This is a genomic window from Fimbriimonas ginsengisoli Gsoil 348, from assembly GCF_000724625.1.
Taxonomy (GTDB): Bacteria; Armatimonadota; Fimbriimonadia; order Fimbriimonadales; family Fimbriimonadaceae; genus Fimbriimonas; species Fimbriimonas ginsengisoli.
The window spans coordinates 3,597,661-3,620,018 of the sequence record NZ_CP007139.1 but is presented as its reverse complement, the minus strand read 5'-3'; the positions used below and the strand labels follow the sequence as shown (position 1 = coordinate 3,620,018).

The following is a 22,358-nucleotide window of genomic DNA, read 5'->3' as shown; positions in this document are numbered from 1 at the left end:
GCGAGTGACGGTGCAACTTATTTCTTGCTGGTTCGGGATCGCTTGGTCTTTGCCACCTTCTCCTCCGCCGCGGGATCGTCTTGGTAGGAACTGTATCCGTAGTATCCGTAGTAACCGTAATAGCCGTAGTACCCCTTGTTCGAGTGCTTGATACGGTTGATCACTAACCCGAGAAGAGGCGCCCCCGCCTGGCGGAGCATGCGCATGGTGGCGTGCATCATCGGCTTGGACGTGGAATCCAGAGCTGCCACCAAGACCACTCCGTCCACGATCGTGCTAATGACCTGCATATCGCTGAGACCGGTACAAGGGGGCGCGTCGACCACGACGACGTCGTATTCGTTCGCCGCGAGCTGAAAGACGTCTTTACTGCGGTGCGAGTTTAAGAACTCCGTCGGATCGGGCGGAAGCGGCCCCGACGGGAGCACTTGCAAACCGTCCCACTGAGTCGATCGAACCGCGTCGCTAAGCGAGGAAACTCCCCGAACAACCGAGGTGAATCCTTTCTCGTTCGTCATGCCGACCCATTTGTGGACGGTCGGACGCCGGAGGTCGGCGTCGATGATGAGAACTCGTTTCCCATCCATCGCCATCGCAATGGCGAGGTTGACGGAGATCGTCGACTTACCTTCGGCCATCGCCGCACTGGTAACGGCGACCACCCGGAGGTCCTTGTCGGGAACCGCAAAGGCGATATTGTTCCGAAGCAAACGGAAGCTCTCGATGAAGGCGTGGCTTGGTTGCGCCTCGCCCAGCAGGAGCCGGTCTCCAGACGTGGTGGCCTCCGGAACAAAGGTGAGCGCCGGAAGCCCGGTCGCTCGCTCCGCCTCCTCGGGGCTGTGGAGTTTCGTATCGAGCCTTTCGAGAAGCACCCCGACACCCAGACCGAGGACAAGGGCGATGATGATTCCGAACGTCAGATTGAGCGAGGTGCGCGGCGACGAGTGAGCGCTGGGCGGCCTTGCGAGCGCCGCGACGAGGCCGTTGGGCAGGCTGGAACGCCACTCGATCAGCAAGGCGTAATACCGGTCCGAGAGCATGTTGAACGTGCGGTAAAGAACGTCGACCCTTTGTTGCAGCTCTGCGAGATGCCTCTCTTGCTCGGGATATTGTCGAAGCGCGGCCTGATCTTTTACGAGCTGGCCGCCCAAGGCCTTCGCCCGCTCCGACGCGACAACCTGGGTCGCGGTCGCCTCTGCGTAGTCGGAGGCAAGCTTGTCCAGGAGGGGATTACGAACCTTTTCCTCGGTGGAAACGGTGGTCCGTGCCAATGCCTTGAGCTTGTCTTTCTGGACCTGCAGCTCCTGCTTGACCTGGGTGACCTCAGGCGAGTTGGGAGTGAACTCCTGCGATAGCTCGACCAGCCGTCCCTCCAGTTGAAGCACGTTCGCCCGAACGAGAGCGAACTCGGGGTTCTCCGCAATAGTCCGCTGGAAATCGATTTCGGGACTCAGGGCTCGAAGCTGGCCTTTCAGCCGGGCGAGGTTTCGCTCCGCCGCGAGCATGTCGGCTCGCGAAGAATCGAGCGATCCCTGGACCTCGAGCTCGGCCTTTGCGAGGCCGCTCACCTGGTCGGCGGCAGCGACCAGGCCGGTCTTTTGTTTATAGTGTGCGAGATCGGCGGAAGCGATGGCGAGCTGGTTACGCGACGTCGCCATCTCCCGCTGAACGTATTCCCACGCTTGGCGAGTTGCCTGGCTGTTTCGCTTCAGGTCCTCGTCTAAGTAAGTCTGGGCGATGGCGTTGGCGAATCGGGCCGCCAAATCGGGGCGGAACGAACGCGAATCGATCAAGATCACGTCCGTTTCCGCTCGGCTCTTGATCTCATAGGACCAGGCGGGCGCGGTGAGCGATTTGAAACCGTTCATTCGCTCGGCCGGAGTCATGGTTCGGAACGCCCGGTCGATGAGGTCGAAGCTGTTGATGATTTCGACCTGGGTGTCCACCGTCCGGCTCTGCCGGATCGCGCCGAGCGTCGCGAGGAGAGTATCTCCGCCGCCGATCGATGCCCCCTTTGTGACCACGACGAGCTTCGTAGATGCCTCGTACACTTTTCGCTGCAGCATGGTGTAAGCGGCCACGAGGCCGAAAACGGCCAAGGCGACCACGAGCATGGCGGGCCACCGGCGACGCAGGACCCCTCCGTAATGCAAGAGCTCCGTTCTCTCCTGCTCGTCAACGTCGTAACCGCCGCCCGACCGAAGGTCGTCCGTAATTCGCTTGGGATTTGTCATCTGTTCGATACTTTTCGGGGCTAGTGCTTGAACACGTTGAAGAGCAGAGCCGAGGTGGAGATGGCACTTAGAATCGTTCCAAGCTCCGCTCGGTTAGTCTCCGGAACGTACACGACGTCCCCCGGCCGAAGGGCAGGATTCTGAGACGAGTCCCCCTTTTGCAGAAACCGTCCGAGGTCGTAGATGGACCGGGTCTGCTTTCCGTTTTCGGTTCTCACCAAGCCAACCTTGGAGAGCCGGCCGCGCTTATCGGCTCCTTCCGCCAAGGCGACGGCATCGCTCAGCGTGTAGAGCCGCCCTTCGGGAATGGCGTAGTATCCGGGCTTGCTTACGAACCCGAGAATGGCGAACTTGCTGGTTGCCTCCGGCACGATGACCATATCGCCCGATGCGAGCACCGGAAGGGTCGAGGACTCGCCTCTCACGAGCGTCGGGACGAGGTCGACCACATCTTCTCCGCCGTTGACGTGGACCACCCGCACCTTGGCGATGGAGGCGTCCTCGGTGGGTCCGCCCGCCTCGGCGATGGCCGCCAGCAGCCCGGTCGCGTCCTCCCGCAGTCGATAGAGTCCCGGATTCCTTACCTTGCCGGAGACGTAAACCGGCAATTTTTGAACGGCGTCGAATCGGACGATATCGCCGGGAGCGACTTTAGCGGCACCGTCGCTCAAGGCTTGTGGCAATCCGACCCGGATCTTCTCGCCCGTGCCGGCCTTCTCGATCGTAACGCGAACATCCTTCTGCTGGACGTCGGCGCCCAACCCCCCGGCCGCGCTCAGCGCCTCGGCCACACCCCAGCCGGGCTTGACATCGTAAATCCCCGGCCCTTTGACGTCGCCAAGGACGTAGAAGCGCTGGACCCTTGCCATTTTGAGGGTCACGGAAACCTCCGGTTTTAGCAGCCGAGCCTTGAGTTTTTCGGTGAGCTGCTTCCTGACTTCGGCAAGCGATAGACCGGAAACCTTGAGGCCGCCCGCGACCGGGAACTGGATCACCCCGTTCGCCGGAACAAGGAAGTCGCCGGAAAATTCCGGGTGCTTAAGCACCGAGACGCTGATGGCATCTTCGGGCCCGAGCCGGTATTGGTCCGCGTCGGGATTCGACTGAGGGAAGCTGCTTGCCGCCAGCAAACAGATGAACGATAGCGAGAAAGACTTTCGCATAGATCCGAGACCTTGCGCCATCTTTGCCGCTTGAGATTAGTATAGTAGAACATTCGCTCCCCGCAAAGGGTGCGAAAAATTTGTCTAATAAATGTTTCTAGCGAAGGATCGCGAATTCTTTCGTAAGGCCTCCCTGAGAGCCTTTGACCGGGCCAATTGCCTCTGAAGCGGACGCGAAAAACCGGAAATCAATCTCAAATCGGGTCTTGTAGACTCTCAAAAGGCGTGGTATGATACGCCCACTCTACGGAGATCCAGAATCGCTTCTCGCTCCGATCCGGATTGGACGAGAAAACCCGCTTGCAAAATACGATTGCAAACTGAGGCAGTGTCGCTGAAGTTCACTTAGAACCTTGTGACACGCATGTCGGATCTAGAAGGCATTGCCCCTCCTACCTTGGCACCCACCGATCGCGTGGATGCGCATGATCGCGGAAAGCAGCGGGTTAAGCGGGCAACTCTCGTGGCGTTCTCGGCCCTCCTGGTGAAGCTCGTTTCGGCAGTCTCACTCGTAGTGACCGTACCGTTGACCGTTCACTACCTTGGCCCCGAGCGGTATGGAGTCTGGATGACGGTCAGCTCCTTCGTGGCGATGATGGCGTTTGCCGACCTCGGCATGGGTATCGGCCTTCTCAACCAGGTGGCGGACGCCAATGGCGCTCAGGACCGAAAGCGGATGCATATCGCGATATCGAGCGCCTTCATGCTCTTGCTGTGCATCGGATCTGTGTTGTCACTGGTCCTGATCGGCCTCGTCGCCTTGAACGTCCAGTTTCCGCTGATTAAGACATCAAGCCCTGCCGTACTGCGCGAAGCTTCGCTAGCCGTCTATGTATGCCTAGCTTGCATCTTGATCAACTTGCCCATGGATATTGTCCAGCGAATCCAGATTGGATTGCAGCGCGGACACGTCACCTACATGTGGCAGTTGGTGGGAGGAATCGGGTCGCTGATGGGAATTCTGTGCGCAGTCTATTTCCGTGCGCCGCTTCCGATTCTTGTACTCGCCTATTCCGGGATACCTCTTATCTCGACGGCACTCAATTTCGCCACTTTTTTCGCCCGAGAGCCCGACCTCACGCCATCTTTCGGAGCCGTGAAACGAAGCGTGGCGACCGCGCTTTTGAACGAGGGAGTGCTTTTTTGCCTCCTCCAGGTGGCGGCATCCACGTGCAACAACATGGACAACGTTATCCTCGGCGGGGTGATGGGCGGAATCGCGGTGGCGATCTACTCCACCGGCGTCCGACTATTCAACGTGGTTCAGACGCTTATTACGATGTTTATCAATGCCTTGTGGCCCGCTTATCGCGAATCGCACGCTCGGGGTGATCACGAATGGGTGAGGCGCACATATACGCGGTCGATTATTGGAGCGCTGATCGTGTGCTCGATCGTAGCGCCGATTCTCGTACTTCTGAGCCCTTGGATCATCAGGGTCTGGACGGAAGGCCACTTGACGGTTCCTCTTAGCGTTTTGATCGCCAGGGGCATTTGGCTAATCGTAGATAGCTTCGTCGGCCCGACCGGCGTGTTGCTCTCTTCGCTGAGCAAGATTAAGTTCCAAATTCTCCTGATGGGGCTGTATGTTCTTATCGGTTTTTCGGTGAAACCCATGATTGCGAGAACGTTTGGATTGTCCGGTGTGGCATGGGCCAGTAGCACCCTGTACGTGTCGATCGTCGCACTGCCGATGTATTGGTATCTCACGAAGAAGGTGTTTCGTCCCCAGGAGAGAGTGTCTTCAGCGAACTTCACCTCATGAACCCGATCATTCTCTATCGCCTTTCGAGACGGCTTCACCTGATGGGTGCGGTTCGTATCGCCCGGCTCGTATACCGCCTCAACTATTTTCTAAGCGGTTGTAGCATTCCGCCTCAGGTTTCGATCGGCACCGGATTTCGGCTTCCCGACTATGGAAACGGCGTCATTATGAATGCGGCGGTTGAGATCGGTAACGACGTAATGATCCTTCCCCATGTCGTTCTCGGCCAAAACGTGCGGAAAGGGCGAGAGGTTGTCTCGGCGAATATCCGAATCGGAGACGGTGTAGTGATCGGAGCTGGAGCGAAAGTTATCGCATCGGGCGAGTTGACGATTGGCCCGGGAGCCGTTATCGGAGCCAATGCGGTGGTTATCCGTTCCGTGCCCGATGGAGCTACCGCGGTCGGAATTCCCGCGAAACTGATACGGACATCGGAAAGAGACGCCGACGCGATCGAGAGGATCGCCGTCCTCGGTGAATTTCTAGAGTAGGTTTCGGAGGTCGCCGTGGTCATTATTTCAAACGGATACGGAAAATTCCACCTTAGTGTCTTGGCATCGGAGCTTGCAAAACGAGACGGCTTATCTCGTTTTATAACCGGCTCCTATCCGGTTGGGCGCTTCGGAAGTCTCGTGTCGAGATTGCCGGCGAAAAAGACCGGGCGCCTACAGCGGCTCCAGCAGCGGGAAGAGTCTCTCCCGGAACGCGCGATCCTGGCTTTTTGGAAAGAGGAGTCGCTTTATCACGTGTCGCGAGCACTCCGAAAATCAAGCCGCCTTCATACCCTGGCCCAGAAACTGCAAGCCCAGTCTTACTCCCGATACGGCCACCGCGCCGGACGCTTTATCGCAAAAAATGCAAAAAAAGGGGTGTACCACTATCGCGCCGGATATGGCGGAGCATCGGTTACGGAGGCCAAAAAGGCTGGAATGGTAGCGCTCTGCGACCATTCGATCGCCCACCCGAAGGTGCTCGAATACATGATGGGGCACATGGGAAGGTTTCCCGAGGGAGCCCTTCCCGAGCCGACGAACCCGGTCGAGCGTCTTATCCTGGCCGACATCGAGGCGGCAGACCATGTGTTGGTCAACTCCGACTTCGTCAAGGCGACCATGCTGAGCCAAGGTTGGAGCGACGACCAGGTCACCGTCGTTTATCTGGGCGTCGACGAGCAATTTTTAGAGCGTATTCCAAAGCGAGAAGCCGCGCCGGAATCGGCGCGGCTTCTCTTTGCCGGCTCTTACAGCAAACGAAAAGGAGCGCCCGAACTGGTGGAGGCGATGTCCCGCATTCCCGAACTGCCGTGGACCTTTGAGATCGCCTCGCACATCGACGAAGCTTCTGGGGAGGGGGTGAGGGAATTTTTGCGCGACCCGCGCGTCACCGCGCTCGGATTTCTATCGCGTGGTGACCTGGCAAAAAAGATGGCGGCAAACGACATCTTCGTCTTCCCATCCCTGGTCGAGGGCTCCGCCCGTGTCATCTTCGAGGCGCTTGCGGCGGGATGTTATGTGATTACGACCGGTAATTCCGGTTCCATCGTGGTGGACCGTGTGCACGGTGCGGTGGTCCCCGTCGGCGACGTGAGCGCCCTTGAAACTGCGATCCGGTGGGCGATTACGAATCTAGATCAGGTTCGCGAGATCGGAAAGGCGAACCGCGAGCTGGTTCTTTCTTGCTATCGGCAGTGGCACTACGCAGATCAGGTTCAAGAGCTGTACCGGCATCTGTCTGCATAGCGCCGCCGTCTTACCGTTGCTTGACGCTCAGGATGAGGTCGCAGAGTTCGCGCACGGCCCCCTCGCCCCCCTTGGCTTTGGTGACAAAGTGGGCAACCTGCTTCACTTCATCGACCGCGTCGGCCGGGCATGCCGCGAAACCGACCTCCCGAAGGATCTCCAAATCGTTGACATCGTCGCCTATATAGGCGACGTTTGCCGGCGAAATGCCGAGCTCTTGGCAAATTTCTGTCAACACCACGCTCTTCCTTTCGACCCCTTGATGGAGGAAATCCATCTTGAGCTTTCGGGCTCGGCGTTCGACGAGCAAAGTATTTTCGCTGGTGACGATGCCGATTTTTACGCCGATCTTGCGCATCAGCTCCAGCCCTTTTCCGTCGCGCGTGTTGAATTTCTTCAGCTCGTCTCCCTGTTCGCCGTAGTACATTCCGGCGTCGGTTAAGACCCCGTCGACGTCGGTGAGCACGAGTTGGATCGAACCGAGGCGCTCGACATAGCTGTCTTGGACGGCTTGACGAGTTCGAGAATGGATCAGGGCTTCCAATACTTCCCAATCGCTCGGTTCATCAATCTCGATGTAGGTCTCGTCCTCCATCTCGTAAACGGCGACATTGCCGAAGAGCCGGTATCCGTGCTTGATCAAACCGAGTCGATCGCACACGATAATCGCGCCGTTTTCAACCACGTATCCATCGAAATCCTGACGGCGGGGCCGGCGGGACGGGTCGTAGTTGATGGCGCGGCCGAGGTGGCCGTCGTTACGCTCCCAGATGAACCTCTTCTGCCGAACCCCGGTCACCAGCGAATCGGCGCCCGTTTCCTGGTAGATCCGAACCGCGTTTCGAACATCCTTCGACGTCGTGAGGGGCGAGGTGGCCTGCAGCAAAACGAAGGTGTCGAAATCTTCGTGAACCGCATATTCGAGCATCACGCTATCGGTGCTCGCCGTATCGGTGGCGTTCGCCGGGTCGCGGTCGACCACCACGACGCCCGGAAGGGCGGCCTGCTGCACGATCGCTTTGATCTCCGCGTCGTCCGTGGCTACGACGACGCGGTCGAGTACCCCGGACCGGGCCGCCGCTTCGACCGCCCAAAGAACGAGCGGTTTACCGGCAAGCGGCCGAACATTTTTGCGTGGGATGCTCTTGCTCCCACTGCGCACCGGGATGAAACCGACCGCTTTCATCGCTGCGCTACATATTTTTCCGCGGTGTACTTCTCCTTGTTGCGGTTTGGCATTTCGGAGTCCAGGATCTCCTGATGCTTATATTCGAGAGCCTTCGATACGTTCCGAACGTCGCGGACCAGCCTCCGCAACCCGTCGGGCTCGAGCGAAGCGGCGTGGTCGGTTCCCTTCCAAGTTCGATCCAGCGTAAAGTGGCGCTCGATCCAGGAGACTCCAAGCGTAGTGGCGGCGACGTCGGCCGCAATACCGTTGTGGTGCCCGGAGAAACCGATCTCCTTAACCGTTGATCCGTACGTGTTCTTAAGGCGGACAATCTCCAGTAAGCAGAGATCCTCATGCGCAACGGGGTATCCCGAAGTACAGGAGTAAATGACCAAGTTCTTCGCGCGCCCCTTTTTAACGAAGACTTCCACGATCTCTTGCTCTTCGAGATGAGTTGTCATGCCAAAGCTGACGTGCATATCGCCGTGATATTCGTCGCATAGGTACTCCAGCATTCCAAACCGAAGATTTCCCTGCGATGGGATCTTAATGAAACGTGGGTTTAGGGAGGCGATCTCTTTTGCGGAGGTGAGGTCGAATACAGAAGAAGAGTACTCGACCCGATTCTCTTCGCAAGTCGCCTTTAATTCTCGGTGTTGGTCGACGGTAAATTCCAAAAACTCGCGATGGGCTCCGTAAGTTTGCCCGTACGAATTCTCCGGAACCGGGTGAACCGAATTGTATTGGTTAGGAGAAAGCGCCTCCTGTGGGTTACGTTTCTGGAATTTTATTACATCGACGCCGCTAAAGGATGCGGCTACATTGATCATTTGCTTGGCGATCATTAGATCGCCCTTGTGGTTGCAACCCACCTCTGCGATAACTTTTGGAGGAATCATAGTTTTGCCCTGAGCTTTGCCAGCCGCAATGCCGGGCAAACGAGGCCAGCATCAATGCAGGGCCAACGTCCAACGGAGACGATTATACGACGAGTAGGTATAGTTTGCAAGTGGATGGCTTGCTGCAAACGCCTATTCTCCAGGTGAGCCGCGATTGCGAACATTGGGAGAAGGTGCTCTGCGACAACGGCGGTCAAGAGCTCATTGCACGTGTAGCGGAATACTCGGGCGCAAGCGCAGAAGCAGCCCGAATCCATGTGTTCCAATACCTCACAAATTACGTGCGCCCGGACGGGGCGGTCACCAAATCCAAATCGCGGTTTCACCTCCTTGCCGGAGCCTTTGTTGGATATTTCGTCTCGCTCTTTCGTGCGGCCAAAAGATGTTCGGGACGAGAGGCCAATAGTGCGTCCGTCATTATCTTTCGGGGCGATTCTCCGGTCGAACTGAAGACGAGCGCGGAGATCATCGAGGAAGAACCGGCGGGAAGTTGTTTGGAGATGCCGGTCATCGGCATTCGCGACCTGCTCTTTGGAAAACCGCCCCCCTCCACCGCCGTTATCGGGTGGGGCTTCGGGCCTCGAAACACCATAACTTCGTCGATAGGATTTCTCCGATGCCTAAGCGCCGCCTGGCGAGTGGCCGGTGTTTTCCCAGGCCAAGCCAAGGCCTGGGGACGCTTCGGGCTAGCCCTGACGCCGATGTTGAGATCGTATGTTAAGGAATCGCGAGCATTCTTTATACATGCCGACACGAGTCGCATCTGGTTTACGACCTACACCTCGATGTGTTCCTACATTGCCGACGCCGCCCGGGCGCGGAATGGGATTGAGAGCGTGACTCTGATGCACGGAGTTCCGTATCTCCCTTTTGTAGCACGTACAACAACTGACATCATCTATACCGAATATGAAAGCGACCGATCTGCCCTGGCGCGGTACGGCTTTTGCCGGGAAGTAAGAGCGCGTCGCGACCTGTTAGATACGATCCGGAGAGCGTTGGGAGAGCGCATTTCATCGGATGCAACGCCGCGGTTTTCACGCGTCGGTTATAGTACGAACCTCTTCTTGGCGCTCGGGCGTTTTGCGGGAACCGACGACCTTATGATGGGTGCTTTGCGGATTCCCGAGGGGCGGCGCTGCGCATCGATTCTCACCGATTTTATCTCGCGAAACGCGGTGGACGAGGTCCTGCTAAAGATCCATCCGCGCGAGGAAATTGACAGTTACGAAGAGATTTTGGCCGGCTGGCGAGCCGTCGGCGCCGCCACGATCGTTGCCGATCGGACCCAGATCTTCAGCGCGTCGGAATGTCTCCACGTGGCTCATCTAAGCACTTTGGCCCTCGACCTTTTAGCGGAGGGTCAAAGGGTGGCGCTGTTCAAGCTTAATTTCCCTCAAGACGCGGAAAATACGCTGGGCGCCCTCGCCGTCGCACTGGCGTTTGATTCCGTGGAGGATCTCGAGCGAATCGCCTCCGAGCCGGAAGAGTTGTACTGGCGTCGGGTTTTCGGCGCACTCGAAAACCTTGATAGTTTCGCTAAACCCATTGCAAATATTCCGGGAATATAGCAGACTGTTCTTGCGCTTGCTTAGCAAGACGATTTCACACCGACAGGGCCGCCGGTGGGAGCCGATAGCAACGCGCTACGCCAAGAAAGAGCGGATTCATGAGCGCGCCCACATCCCTTTCATACCTTTCGTTTGCGGAAGGTGCTGCCAGGTCTCGACCGTATCATCCGCTAAGGGATCGGAACGTCTGGCTCCTGTTTCTTATCGGCTTGGCCGGACTCCTTAAATTCTCCTTCGTGGGCGAGCTTGGGGCGCGCGATATTTTGGTGATCGTGCTCGCCCCTTTCTACATTCGGAAGGCGACGCAGATCGTCCGAATGAAGCCTTTTCGGACATTTCTCTCGCTTGGAGTGATCTATTTCGTCTCCTTGGTGACCTCGGATTTCGTTCGGCAATCCGCCGAGGAGGATTACTTCCGTGGCTGGGCGAAGATATTGATCTTCTTGCTCACCCTTTTCCTAGCTCCCGCCTTATTGGACGGCAAACCATGGCGAATGGCCGCCTACATGGTCGGTTCGTTAATGGTTATCCTGGCCTCCGCCGCCGCCGGACCGACCTTACCGCTTTATAAGTTTTACTTGGCGATTCCGGTTTCGTGCGTCTGTTTCATCGGCGCCGGGTACCTGTCCGCAAGGTTTGGGCGGATGGCGCTTATTCTGCCGCTTCTTTCCGGGCTGGTCGCGCTCTCGCAAAATGCACGTTCGGCCGCAGGAATGACGCTTCTTGCGACCGGAATTCTTTCGCTTTGGATCTTGGATGTAGGCAAAGCAACCCCTTCCAAAACGAAGCTGCGACGTAAATCGATTGCGGCGATTTGCACGATGGTCCTCGGGATTTTGGCGATCCTTGGACTATACAAATACGCCGCCTCGAACGGTTTGCTTGGAAAGGAAGGGCAAGAGAAATACGAAACGCAGATTTCGATTAGCCAGGAGGACGTCGGCCCCTTCGACATCGTCCTAGGCGGCCGAAATGAGATGCTGTTTTCCGTTCCGGAAATTTTGCGATCGCCGATCATCGGATACGGCTCGTGGGCCAAGGACTATGAATTCGTCCACTCCCGGTCGTACGAGCTGGGGATTCAGAAAGGCTCGGTGCGTACCACGGGGCGCATTCCAACCCACTCGTTTCTCCTTCAGGGGTGGGTCGAGGCCGGAATTTGCGGCGGAATTTTCTGGATGTTCGCGCTGCTCCAGATGTTGCGTACGCTGTTCACCGGCACTTTTAACACGCTCGGGGTGTGGGGTCCGCTGTTTTGCTACACCATCACCCAGCTCTCGTGGGACCTTCTCTTCTCCCCATTTGGAGGCGAACGCAAGGTCGAAGTCGGGTTCATGCTGGCGATCGTGAGCTGGATGGCGGTCATTGCAAGGCGAGAGCAGCAGGCTCAAATTCGTTTGCGGACGTCGGTGGAGGCGACCGCGTGAGATCTAAGATGGACCCGCAGCCCCTGGTGTCGATCGTGACCGTCTCGTTCAATCAGGCCCAATACCTGAGGGCATGTATCGAGTCGGTCTTAGGGCAGACCTATCCTAACGTCGAGTACATCGTGATCGACGGTGGCTCGGCGGACAACAGCGCGGAAATCATCGCCGAATATGCGGACCGGTTGAAGTATTGGCATTCCAAAAAAGACAACGGTCCGGCGGACGCCCTGAACCAGGGATTTGAGCAGGCAACCGGCACGATTTTTGCTTACCTGAATTCCGACGACGTTCTCCTTCCGGAGGCAGTTCAGAAGTGGGTAGATGCCTTTCAAAAAAACCCTCGGGTGGATTTGGTCTACGGAGGAATCAAGTATCTAGATGGAGAGGGCCGGCCGACGAAAGGACCCGGAGGTGGAAAGGCTTGGGGCTACCCGGCTTGCCCGTGGTCCATTAGAACCTACGCTGCCGGCGTAATGGTTCTTCCGCAGCAGGCTTCGGCATGGAAGAGAACTCTTCACGAAGCCGTGGGCGGGTTCAACGCCGATAACCGGACCAATTGGGACCCCGAGTTTTATGCGCAGGCCGCGGTTAAGGGATTCGCGTTCAAAGATATTCCGGCCGTCTTAGCCGGCTTTCGCTTCCACGAGAAGAGCATTACTGTTGGACTGTTGTCGAATCCCGATGAGAAAACCTTAGCTAGACGCGCGACCGCGCGGGCGCGGACACGGGAAATCTTTGCTTCAAACGGGATTCAGATCTCCGACCTGGAGCGGAAATGGCGTAAAGCGACGTTTCGCTTGATGCACGCCGCCTGCCTGGTAAGGGACTACCGTCAAAATGGCGGCCGAACTTGAGAATTCTCCAAGTCGTTTCGAGCATCGATCCGGCTACCGGCGGACCCAGTGAAGTGATTCGGCAACAGGCTCGTGCATTTATCGAGTTGGGGCATTCGATGGAAGTCGCCACTTGCGACGCCCCCGGCCTGCCCTTTATCGACGAATTTCCTTGCAAGGTGCACCCACTCGGCCCGGGTTCAACCGCCTTTGCCTACGCGCCCGACCTTCATCCTTGGTTGCTGAAGAACGCCGCCGGCTTCGATGCGGTAATTATGAACGGTCTTTGGCAGTACACCGGATTTGCAACCTGGCGCGCAATGCGGAAACTTGGCCGCCCCTACGTGGTCTTTACCCACGGCATGCTGGACCCTTGGTTTAAGCACACCTTCCCTCTCAAGCATCTCAAGAAAAGTCTCTACTGGCCGTGGGGCGAGTATCGAGTTTTGAGGGACGCAAAATCGGTTCTGTTTACATGCGAGGATGAGAGGGTGCTTGCTCGACAATCTTTCAAACTCTACAAAGCCAACGAGCGAGTTGCGACGCTCGGAATTACCAACCCGAGCGGAATACCGGAGCAGCAGCGTGCAGTCTTCTTCACTGCTTTTCCTCAATTGGAGGGGAAGCGGATTCTGCTGTACTTAAGCCGGATACACCCGAAGAAAGGGTGTGACCTTCTGATCACCGCCTTCGCGGAGGTATGTGCCACCGATAAAGACCTTGCCCTGGTCGTGGCTGGTCCCGATCAAGTGGGGTGGATGGGAGAGTTACAACGACTCTCGGAATCGTTAGGTATCGCGGAACGTGTTCACTGGCCGGGCATGTTGACCGGTGATCTCAAGTGGGGCGCGTACCACGCTTCCGAAGCGTTTATCTTGCCGTCGCATCAGGAGAATTTTGGGATCGTCGTCGCCGAGGCGTTGGCATGTGGCAGGCCCGTGCTCCTTTCAAGAAAAGTGAACATCTGGCGGGAAATCGCGGAAGACAAAGCCGGGTTCGTTGCCGAGGACACTTTGGAAGGTACTCGCGAACTTCTCGTAAGTTGGCTCGACACTGCAGTATCCGAAAAACTTGCCATGTCGGATCGGGCAAAACAATGTTTCGAGTCACGCTTCGAGATCAAAAAGTCGGCGCGAGGATTGCTCGAAATTTTGGAGGAGATGCGGTGAGCGAGATCCTGGTTAATGTCGACACGCATCGAGGTCCCAGTTTTTCTTTGAGCAACCGATTGCGACGAGTCCTCTGGGGAGTGGCATGGGTCGCATTGTTTCGATGGACTCCGCGCCCCGCTCATCGATGGCGGGCATTCGTGTTAAGACTTTTCGGAGCTGAAGTAGGCCGCGGCAGCCATGTCTATCCAAGCGTTAAAATCTGGGCTCCGTGGAATGTCCGAATTGGTGAAGAGTCGGGTATCGGCGATGGTGTGAATCTTTATTCTATGGCTCCGATCACGGTCGGAGACCGCGTGACCATCTCCCAGGGAGCTCACCTTTGCTGTGGGACGCACGATATTTCTGATTGGGGCGCTCCTCTTCTTGCGTTTCCGATTTCAATCGGAAACCATGCCTGGATTTTTGCCGAAGCATTCCTCGCTCCGGGAGTCGAGATTGGGGAAGGCGCCGTGGTCGGCGCCCGGTCCGTCGTCACGAAAAGCATGCCTGCCTGGATGGTTTGCGTAGGAAATCCCTGCCGGCCGATAAAGCCTCGGATCATGAAAGAGCGCCGATGATTTCAGTTTTAATTCTCACGAAGAATGAAGAATCGGATTTGCCGACGTGCATAGCGAGTCTCAAATGGTCTGACGATATACATGTCTTCGATTCAATGTCGACGGATCGGACCGTAGAACTGGCTAATGAGCTGGGCGCTAAAGTTACGCAACGTGCGTTTGATGGATACGCCCGCCAGCGGAACGCCGGACTTCACCAGATTAATTACAAACATCCTTGGGTCCTGATTTTAGATGCCGACGAGATCGTTCCCGAGGCCTTGCGGATCGAAATGGAAACGTTCGTTTCATCGGCCCCCGAAGGAGTCGTCGCCTGCCGCATTCGGCGACGCGACTTTTTCATGGGGCGTTGGTTGAAGCATGCTCAAATGTCTCCGTTCTTCGTCCGGCTTGTAATGCCAAATCGGGTTCGCTACGAACGGGAGGTAAACGAGGTTCTGATTGCGGACGGCGAGATCGTCGACCTAAAGAATCCGTTCGACCACTTCCCTTTCAGCAAAGGAATCACGCACTGGGTCGATAAGCATAATCGATACAGCTCGATGGAAGCCCAAGAGCTCGTTCGGCAAAGGGCCGCCCACAAGCCAAGCCTCAAAAGCGCGCTGTTCGAGCGCGATTTTAATAATCGGCGCGTCGCGCAGAAAGCGATTTTTTACCGAATGCCTTTGCGCCCGCTCGTCAAATGGCTCTTTCTCGTGATCGCGAAACGAGCCTTCTTGGATGGCAAGCCGGGAATGACCTACGCCCGGCTTATGATGATCTACGAATATCTGATCGATCTTAAAGCTAAAGAGATCGAGAGTTCTTAGCGGCAGCTTTGGAAAGCGTTGCCTCGAACTTTTGCGCAATGATATCGCTCGTATACCGGGCCTCGAACAAATATCTTGCCCGGTCCCCCTGAACTCTCAGCTCCTCGGATTTAGTCGTGAGTTGCAATACCGTCTTTGCCAACTGGCCCGAGTCGCCCAATTCCACCACGATTCCGATATCCTCCCCGTCCACCGCATACGCGACTTCCGACTTTGCCCGCATTAGTGCCAGGGTAGGCCGGCCGCCGGCAAGGATCGAATAGAACTTGCTCGGAACGCACAGACCTTCCATTCCGGCCTCCAAGGTGACGAGGCAAACGTCGGCCGAGGCAATCAGGTCGGCGTAATCCTCCTCCGGAACGAAGTCGAACATCTTGACGTTGTGGATTCGCTCGGTCGCGATTCGCGTCTGAAGGTGCTCCTTCTTGGCGCCACGCCCCACCAGCACGAAAGTTACCGACGGCTTTTTCGACCAAACCGCCTTGGCCGCGTCCAAAACCGTGTCGAAGTCGTGGTACTTGCCGAAGTTTCCGGAGTACAGCACGATGAAACCGTCGATTTCGTTTTCGCGCCGAAATTTTGTATTCCGCGGAAGGGGCCGCACCGTATAGGCGTCGGCTCCGACCTCGATCACCTCGATCCGATCGGGCGGAACTTCATACCGTTCCATCAGGTGGTCGCGCATACATCGCCCAATCGCCACAACCGTATGCGCTCCGTGGAGCCATTTTCGTTGCTGCCAAGAGAGCGCTCGCACGGGCAATCCATGCGGATCGGCGATCCCGAGAGCGACCGCGCGATCGGGATCCATGTCGTAAACGACATACACATACGGAATTTTTCGCCGGCGCAGGTACGCCAGCGCCGCCATCGGCAACGTTACCGGCGCCGAAGACACCAACACCACGTCGCATTTCACATCCCGCAACATGCGCCGCTTGGCCCTGTGCGTGAAAAGTAGGTTTCCGGCGAGGCGTTGCGGGGTGCTCTTCGAAGTCCAGTGGGGTGCCTCGACCCTGAAAATCTTTATCCCTTCCCAATTTTCATAGGACGAAAACTTCACGCTGGGGTCGCGATAAGAATTCCGGCTGGTTATAACGCTAATGTCTAAGCCATGGGAGAATCGCAGCTTCGACGCAAGGTCGGAAAGCACCTTTGGGGTCCCGCCCATAACGTCGGGATAGAAGAACTCATTGAGAATACAAACTCGCATTAGAAAACGAGAAAAGCCGGGTGGGCTTCGCTAATAAGCGCCTTCACCTTTGATGACGGCGGGTATTGCAAGGAGGAATATTTTCGCGTCCAGCCATAGCGACCGGTTTTGCACATATTCCAGATCGAAAAGTATCCATTGCTCGAAGGAAAGGTGGGACCGCCCCCTTATTTCTCGCAGGCAAAGCAATCCGGGTTTCACGAACAGGCGCTCGTGCTCTTCCGGTGCGTAAGTCGCAACTTCCGACTTCAGATGCGGCCTCGGACCCACGATCGACATATGGCCTGCCAGCACCGAGAATAGCTGCGGCATTTCGTCGATCGAAAACTTCCTAATCGTCCGTCCTATCCTCGTCACCCGAGGATCGTTTTTCATCTTAAACGCGGCCCCCTCGGTATCGCTGCTCTTCAGGAGCTCCTCCCGAAGCCGGTCCGCGTCCAGCCGCATACTGCGGAATTTGTAAAACCAGAACGGGACTCCGAAACGGCCGATTCTGGGCTGCCGATAAAGAATCGGACCCTTGTCCTCCAGAAAAATCAGGATCGAGACGATGAGGAAGATCGGTGAAAATACCGCCACCGCGGTCAGGGCTACGGTCACGTCGGCCAAACGCTTCACGCCCCGGTAAGCGAGGCTCTCCGAGAGCGGCTCGGCAGGAACGAATTGATCCCGCATGAGTGAGCGGCGATCGTAATCCGAGTCTTCGCCGGAAGGCTCACGGGCAACGTGTGAATAATTGGCGAGCATGGGCCAGGAGTCAAGGTCAACGGTCAGGGGATCTCGTAAGCTTCGTTACGGTGGGAGATCCGTGAGATCGATGGCCGCCTCTTTGCTGTGCCGACTGAATTATAACGGGAAATGCTCTTCGCGCCAAAGATTCCAAGCACTATTTACTAAAACTCTTTTTGAGACCGCAATACTACCGGTCGAACGGGGACGGCGCGGACGCCGTGCTTCGAAGTTGATCCTTATCGGCGATTAGCCGCCACGGAATCGCCCTTCTGCGGTTACAATCACTTCTCTGTTCGTCGTTCCAAAACGTCGAACGGACAATCTGGGACGCCGAAGCTGCCGGACCGCGCATCAGGAGATTTCGAATGAAACGAGCATTAGTTACCGGCATCACTGGTCAGGACGGCTCTTATTTGACCGAGTTGTTGGTCAAAAAGGGATACGAGGTGCATGGCATTATTCGCCGAGCATCCACGTTCAATACCGACCGCATCGATCACCTTTACGAAGACCCACACACGCCTAGTCCTCACGTAAAGCTTCATTACGGCGACCTCGCCGACGGATCCGGACTGCGGAGAGTCATCGAGGTAGTCCAGCCCGACGAGGTATACAATCTTGGCGCTCAGTCGCATGTCGCGGTTTCCTTCCAGCAGCCGGAATACACGGTCGACGTCGATGCGCTCGGCACCCTGAGACTGCTGGAAGCGATCCGAGACTTTGGCGCCCGCACCGGCAAGTTCGCCCGCTTTTACCAAGCCGGTACTTCCGAAATGTTCGGGGCCACCCCACCTCCGCAATCGGAAGCGACCCCGTTCTATCCTCGCTCCCCGTACGCCGCGGCAAAGGTATACGCTTACTGGCAAACTATCAACTACCGAGAGGCCTATCAGATGTTCGCCTCGAACGGAATCCTGTTCAACCACGAGTCCGAACGTCGAGGGGAAACGTTCGTGACCCGAAAGATCACCCGCGCTGCCACCCGGATCAAGGTTGGGCTTCAAAGAAAGCTGTACCTGGGCAATCTCGACGCAAAGCGAGACTGGGGCCACGCGGAAGACTATGTGGAGGCGATGTGGCGCATCCTACAGGTCGACGAGCCGGACGACTTCGTCGTTGCCACCGGTGAGTCGTACTCCGTCAAGGCATTCGTCGAGCGGGTGTTTGCCCAGCTCGATCTCGATTGGGAGGAGTTTGTCCTGATCGATCCGCGCTACTTCCGGCCGACCGAGGTCGAGCACCTCCACGGCGACCCCACAAAGGCGAAGCGAGTTCTCGGTTGGGAGCCCAAGGTGAGTTTTGCGCGATTGGTCGAGCGGATGGTAAAGCACGACCTCGAGCTGGCGCGACAGGAAAAGACCCTGGTCGAAGCCGGACACCTTGTCACCGCCCGTGGCATGGCGAACGTTTAGGGGCCAAGAAACTAAGGACGGCAGACGACTTTGCCGACAACTTCCATTCCGGCGACGGACAGGATGTTGAAGGAAAAGACCCGTCGGTCGTCCACCACGGTTTCACCGAGGACGAATAGGCGGCTCTTTAAGTGGGCGGTGAGGAATACTCGGTCGCCGTTTCGCTCCCATCCAACTTGGAATTCCGGAACGAGCTCGCAAGGATTGGCGTTATTCGGATCGGAGAGGTCGAAAAGAGCTCTGAATTTTTCGTCCCTCCACTTCTCGTGCATGAACGGGCCGGCCCGTAACCGTGTCCGGCGCCTCAGTACTCCTTCGATTTCGATTTGCATCCTTGCGTCGCCCGTCCGCGCTGACCTTCCATGTTAAACGAAGTCGTGACTCCGATGCGCCAAAGGTCCGGGTGGCGCCGCACTCCTCACGCGATGATGTACAAGCACCGACATCAAAGATACCGGACCCACGGAGATTTCTTCCCGGGCTGGGCGACCACACGGATGAGACCCAGCGTAAGTCACTCCCTCGGGTAGGATTTCTCCGCGATTCAACGGACGAGGCGGTCAATTGAACAAAGATCCAATGAGGGAAAGTTGGCTGCGCCGGCTGTGGCGAAGAATCCTTAGGGTGTTTGTGATGGACGCTCCTGACGACTGGGACTTCCACCCAGATGCGCTCGAACCCCGCAAGACCCCTAAACCGTCCGATAGCAAGGACGATTAGGCTCCGGAGAATTTTGGGTTGAACGACAACCGTGGACGAACTCCCTCGCTTTCACCCATTGGCGCTAAAGTTGGCCAGCCGAACTGCCGATAATCGGTAGTGAGCGGACACGACGTGGCACAGCCGCAAAGCTTCGCACGTATGCAGAGATCGGTCATTCAGCCCTCTAGACGTCCGGCAGCACCCATGATCCAAGAGATAGAGCACGAAGTTCACAAGGAAATTGCCGCGCAATGTCTCTGTCCGTACTGCCGGAATCCGCAGGTTTACTCCATGGAGGAGTTGAGCGAGCTCGTCTCTAAGCCCTCGTTCTTGTTTTCCGCCGATCTTGCCGAGTGGCTGACACCCCCTCAACGCCCTGTCCTCGAGCTTTCGCGTCGGCACCGTACCGGTCTGCGCAATGGGGTCGCTTTCGGCGTGGTCTGCATCATCGTCTTTACCGTCGCCTACTTCGCCCTAACCGGCGCCGCTCCCAGTCTCGCCTTCGCAACCTTGACGTTGGTATTAGCGACGATCACCGGGTTCAGGAGCTGGCGCACCGAAAGGGCGCTCGCGGCGAGCGAGGATAAGCTACGGCTGGATAGTCACCGTGAGCGGTATTGGGCCTACATTCAGCGGCGTCAGGTTTGGTCTCGCCTGCGATACTGTTCCAAGTGCGCGGTCGTCGTCGACCCGGTAACCATGGGCAAAACCTCGCTCTTCGAAGTGCACGAGCTGGCCAACAATGGACTCGCCGGCGTTGGCTCCCGGTAAGCTTCGCGCCTCGACCGAAAGAGCTGCGGGACGGACGGCGTAGACTTTGACTAAGTGAACCTCCAAGCCCGCGACCTGCTCATCATCTTGCGCGATGTGTTCGCGGGGATGACCTGGGTCGTCTCGGTCATCTATTTCCTCAGCGGGTCTCAAGACCTGGTTTACGACATCGGAGCTTACTGGCTCCGTTTTTGGAGGCTGTACAGCTACCGGCGTCAGCCGCGACTCTCGCTGGAGCGATTGCGTGCCCGCGACCAGCAGCGGATCGCCGTAATGGTCCCTGCATGGAACGAGGGCGAGGTCGTCGCCAGCATGGTCGACAACATCATCAAGCGGGTCGAATACGAGAATTATTCGATCTTCGTGGGAACGTATCCGAACGACCCAGCCACTCAGGCTTGCGTGGACCGCCTCGCCAAAGAGTATCCGCAGATCAATAAGGTCGTCACCCTCCGCCCCGGCCCCACCACCAAGGCGGACTGCCTTCATAACGTGCTCAAGACGATCCGAGCCCACGAGGAGGCATACGGCGTCAACTTCGACATCATCCTGATGCACGATGCCGAGGACTGGGTTCATCCGCAATCGTTTCTCCTACACAACTATCTCATTCCTCAGGTCGACGTGGTGCAGCTTCCGATCTTGCCCCTCCCCACAAAGTGGAATAAGTGGGTGCACTGGATCTACGCGGATGAATTCAGCGAGAACCATCTGAAAGATGTCCCGGTGCGGGAGAAGATCTCCGGATTCGTCCCTTACGCGGGAACCGGCACCGGCTTCTCTCGGAAGGTGATCGACTTCCTCTCCGACGAGCACGGAGGGCACGTCTTCAACGAATCTTCGATGACGGAGGACTACTCCATGTCCAAGAAGATCCGGGAAGCCGGCCTGCGCTCCGTCTTCGTGACGGTGGTGCTGGAAGACGATAAATCGCCCTGGTGGACCCCGCTTTGTAAGCGACCGATGTTCATCTCCAACTGGTCGTACTTCCCCATGGACTGGACCCGCTCTGTCCGGCAAAAGTCGCGCTGGATCATCGGAATCTCTCTGCAAGAATGGGAGCAATCCGGGTGGGAGGGAAATTGGTTGATGAAGGAGAACTTCGTCAAGGACCGGAAAGTTTTCGTCGCCGCGAGCGCCTCGTTCCTCGGCTATTTCATCCTTCTCTACTTCGTCCTGTACGCGATGGGACAGGCCGGATGGATTCCGTTCAGGCTGCTGTCGATTCTGGTCCCCGGCACCGCCCTCGCCCACCTGGTGGCGTTCTGCAGCTTCTTTATGATCCTTCGCGTTACCCAGCGCATCACGTGGGTGAGCCTCACGTACGGCCTCGGGCCAGGCATCCTCTCGGTACCCCGCCTAATCATCGGCAACATTCTCAATGGACTCGCCACCTTCCGAGCCCTCAAGGTATTCGCCGACTCGAGAAGCGGAAAAGCCGCCGTGCGCTGGGACAACACTCAGCACCTCGAGGGGGTTGGCGGACTTCACGGGGAAGACGTCAAGCGAGACACTTCCGCCTCCGACGAACATCCGCTCGAAGAGGTACTGGCCGGCCTGGCCTCGGAAGATCCGCTTGAGATGGTGAAGGCGATGAGGCACGTCCCGGCCTCCATTGGAGAGCTCGAACGGGCCGAAGTCGTGGCGTATTTACGGGGGCAGGTTTCCAGCAACGAGCTACGCGTGCGGGCGGCGTTGGCCCAAACCCTGGGACGGCTTCAGTGGCCTGAGGTCACGCCGACGCTGTTCCGCCTGCTAAACGATCCCGATTCGGTGGTTCGGCTCAACGCCGCCCGGGCGCTGCTGCAGCGCCCGAAGGTCGGGGCTCTCCTGGAGCAAGCGTTCACCGCGGCCGGACCAAAAACGATCGACGCGCTCATCCGGGTCTTGGAGCAAGACCGACGCCGTCAAAGAGAGGTCTTCGACCTCGTCGACCGCGAAGGCCTTGCCGTCACGAAGGCAACGATCATGGTCGAGTCCCCGATCCTGCGCAAGCGATACGCGACTTACCTGGAAGAAATGGCCGGCGACCCGTCAAACGCGAACCAAGCTTAAAGACGGTCGCGCGTACGGTTCGGAATCCCTAAAGTGAAGCCCCGGACCTCAGCGCTCTTTGCGAGAAATCCCTTTCCGCGGTTTCATGTCGAGAAAACCGCCCACTCAATAATCCGAATGCCTTGGATATTGTGCG

Annotated in this window: 19 protein-coding genes; 12 read left to right on the top strand and 7 right to left on the bottom strand. The window is 57.3% G+C overall.

All coding sequences use genetic code 11. From position 1 onward, the window contains the following. Window positions 1-17: 17 nt before the first annotated feature. Together OP10G_RS16250 and OP10G_RS16245 are read right to left on the bottom strand one after the other, a co-directional pair. The gene (locus OP10G_RS16250; RefSeq protein WP_025229383.1) at window positions 18-2,234 is read right to left on the bottom strand and encodes a GumC family protein; all 2,217 of its coding nucleotides are present in this window, start codon (window positions 2,232-2,234) and stop codon (window positions 18-20) included. A 20-nt stretch (window positions 2,235-2,254) separates the two neighbouring features. Beyond that, a complete protein-coding gene (locus OP10G_RS16245; protein WP_025229384.1) occupies window positions 2,255-3,397 on the bottom strand; it encodes an SLBB domain-containing protein in 1,143 nt (380 codons plus the stop codon). Between the two features lie 364 nt (window positions 3,398-3,761). Here OP10G_RS16245 and OP10G_RS16240 point away from each other — a divergent pair, with 364 nt between their 5' ends. The 3 genes from OP10G_RS16240 to OP10G_RS16230 all read left to right on the top strand — a co-directional run bounded on the left by OP10G_RS16240 (window position 3,762) and on the right by OP10G_RS16230 (window position 6,901). Beyond that, a complete protein-coding gene (locus tag OP10G_RS16240; RefSeq protein WP_025229385.1) occupies window positions 3,762-5,162 on the top strand; it encodes a lipopolysaccharide biosynthesis protein in 1,401 nt (466 codons plus the stop codon). Beyond that, the gene (locus tag OP10G_RS16235) at window positions 5,159-5,653 is read left to right on the top strand and encodes a serine O-acetyltransferase (protein ID WP_025229386.1); all 495 of its coding nucleotides are present in this window, start codon (window positions 5,159-5,161) and stop codon (window positions 5,651-5,653) included. Before OP10G_RS16240 ends, OP10G_RS16235 begins: the two co-directional genes overlap by 4 nt. Before the next feature lie 141 nt (window positions 5,654-5,794). After that, window positions 5,795-6,901 (top strand): glycosyltransferase family 4 protein, encoded by a 1,107-nt coding sequence (locus OP10G_RS16230; protein ID WP_144241193.1) that lies wholly within the window; start codon window positions 5,795-5,797, stop codon window positions 6,899-6,901. Window positions 6,902-6,911: 10 nt separating this feature from the next. Here the strand turns inward: OP10G_RS16230 and OP10G_RS16225 are convergent, their stop codons facing one another. Both OP10G_RS16225 and OP10G_RS16220 read right to left on the bottom strand, forming a co-directional pair. Beyond that, window positions 6,912-8,087, bottom strand: a complete 1,176-nt coding sequence (locus tag OP10G_RS16225) for an acylneuraminate cytidylyltransferase (RefSeq protein ID WP_025229388.1) — start codon at window positions 8,085-8,087, stop codon at window positions 6,912-6,914. After that, window positions 8,084-8,968 carry an N-acetylneuraminate synthase family protein gene (locus OP10G_RS16220; protein WP_025229389.1) on the bottom strand — a complete coding sequence of 295 codons (885 nt, stop codon included), beginning with the start codon at window positions 8,966-8,968 and terminating at the stop codon, window positions 8,084-8,086. Before OP10G_RS16220 ends, OP10G_RS16225 begins: the two co-directional genes overlap by 4 nt. 110 nt (window positions 8,969-9,078) lie before the next feature. On the opposite strand from OP10G_RS16220, the gene OP10G_RS16215 reads away from it, so the two are divergent. The 6 genes from OP10G_RS16215 (at window position 9,079) to OP10G_RS16190 (ending at window position 15,337) form a co-directional block, all read left to right on the top strand. Further along, on the top strand, window positions 9,079-10,539 hold the full coding sequence (locus OP10G_RS16215; protein WP_025229390.1) for a hypothetical protein: 1,461 nt from the start codon (window positions 9,079-9,081) through the stop codon (window positions 10,537-10,539). Window positions 10,540-10,775: 236 nt separating this feature from the next. Further along, entirely contained in the window at window positions 10,776-11,966 is a 1,191-nt protein-coding gene (locus OP10G_RS16210; protein WP_144241192.1) for a hypothetical protein, read from the top strand. A gap of 8 nt (window positions 11,967-11,974) precedes the next feature. Then, window positions 11,975-12,820 carry a glycosyltransferase family 2 protein gene (locus OP10G_RS16205; RefSeq protein WP_025229392.1) on the top strand — a complete coding sequence of 282 codons (846 nt, stop codon included), beginning with the start codon at window positions 11,975-11,977 and terminating at the stop codon, window positions 12,818-12,820. Next, window positions 12,817-13,968, top strand: a complete 1,152-nt coding sequence (locus OP10G_RS16200) for a glycosyltransferase (RefSeq protein WP_025229393.1) — start codon at window positions 12,817-12,819, stop codon at window positions 13,966-13,968. Before OP10G_RS16205 ends, OP10G_RS16200 begins: the two co-directional genes overlap by 4 nt. Then, window positions 13,896-14,528, top strand: a complete 633-nt coding sequence (locus OP10G_RS27940) for a DapH/DapD/GlmU-related protein (RefSeq protein WP_084179413.1) — start codon at window positions 13,896-13,898, stop codon at window positions 14,526-14,528. The genes OP10G_RS16200 and OP10G_RS27940 overlap by 73 nt, the downstream gene beginning before the upstream one ends. Beyond that, window positions 14,525-15,337: a glycosyltransferase family 2 protein gene (locus OP10G_RS16190; RefSeq protein ID WP_025229395.1), complete on the top strand. Its 813-nt coding sequence runs from the start codon at window positions 14,525-14,527 to the stop codon at window positions 15,335-15,337. The genes OP10G_RS27940 and OP10G_RS16190 overlap by 4 nt, the downstream gene beginning before the upstream one ends. On the opposite strand, the gene OP10G_RS16185 is transcribed toward OP10G_RS16190, so the two are convergent. Next, entirely contained in the window at window positions 15,315-16,550 is a 1,236-nt protein-coding gene (locus tag OP10G_RS16185; protein ID WP_025229396.1) for a glycosyltransferase family 4 protein, read from the bottom strand. The two genes, OP10G_RS16190 and OP10G_RS16185, sit on opposite strands and share 23 nt — an antisense overlap. A 30-nt stretch (window positions 16,551-16,580) precedes the next feature. Beyond that, the gene (locus tag OP10G_RS16180) at window positions 16,581-17,225 is read right to left on the bottom strand and encodes a sugar transferase (RefSeq protein WP_038473232.1); all 645 of its coding nucleotides are present in this window, start codon (window positions 17,223-17,225) and stop codon (window positions 16,581-16,583) included. A 422-nt stretch (window positions 17,226-17,647) separates the two neighbouring features. Here OP10G_RS16180 and gmd point away from each other — a divergent pair, with 422 nt between their 5' ends. Further along, window positions 17,648-18,694 (top strand): GDP-mannose 4,6-dehydratase, encoded by a 1,047-nt coding sequence (gmd, locus tag OP10G_RS16175; RefSeq protein WP_025229398.1) that lies wholly within the window; start codon window positions 17,648-17,650, stop codon window positions 18,692-18,694. A gap of 11 nt (window positions 18,695-18,705) precedes the next feature. On the opposite strand, the gene OP10G_RS16170 is transcribed toward gmd, so the two are convergent. Then, window positions 18,706-18,966 carry a hypothetical protein gene (locus tag OP10G_RS16170; RefSeq protein ID WP_144241191.1) on the bottom strand — a complete coding sequence of 87 codons (261 nt, stop codon included), beginning with the start codon at window positions 18,964-18,966 and terminating at the stop codon, window positions 18,706-18,708. A gap of 634 nt (window positions 18,967-19,600) precedes the next feature. On the opposite strand from OP10G_RS16170, the gene OP10G_RS16165 reads away from it, so the two are divergent. Both OP10G_RS16165 and OP10G_RS16160 read left to right on the top strand, forming a co-directional pair. Continuing rightward, the gene (locus OP10G_RS16165) at window positions 19,601-20,167 is read left to right on the top strand and encodes a hypothetical protein (RefSeq protein ID WP_025229400.1); all 567 of its coding nucleotides are present in this window, start codon (window positions 19,601-19,603) and stop codon (window positions 20,165-20,167) included. 54 nt (window positions 20,168-20,221) lie between these two features. After that, a complete protein-coding gene (locus tag OP10G_RS16160) occupies window positions 20,222-22,222 on the top strand; it encodes a glycosyltransferase (protein ID WP_025229401.1) in 2,001 nt (666 codons plus the stop codon). Window positions 22,223-22,358: the final 136 nt, after the last annotated feature.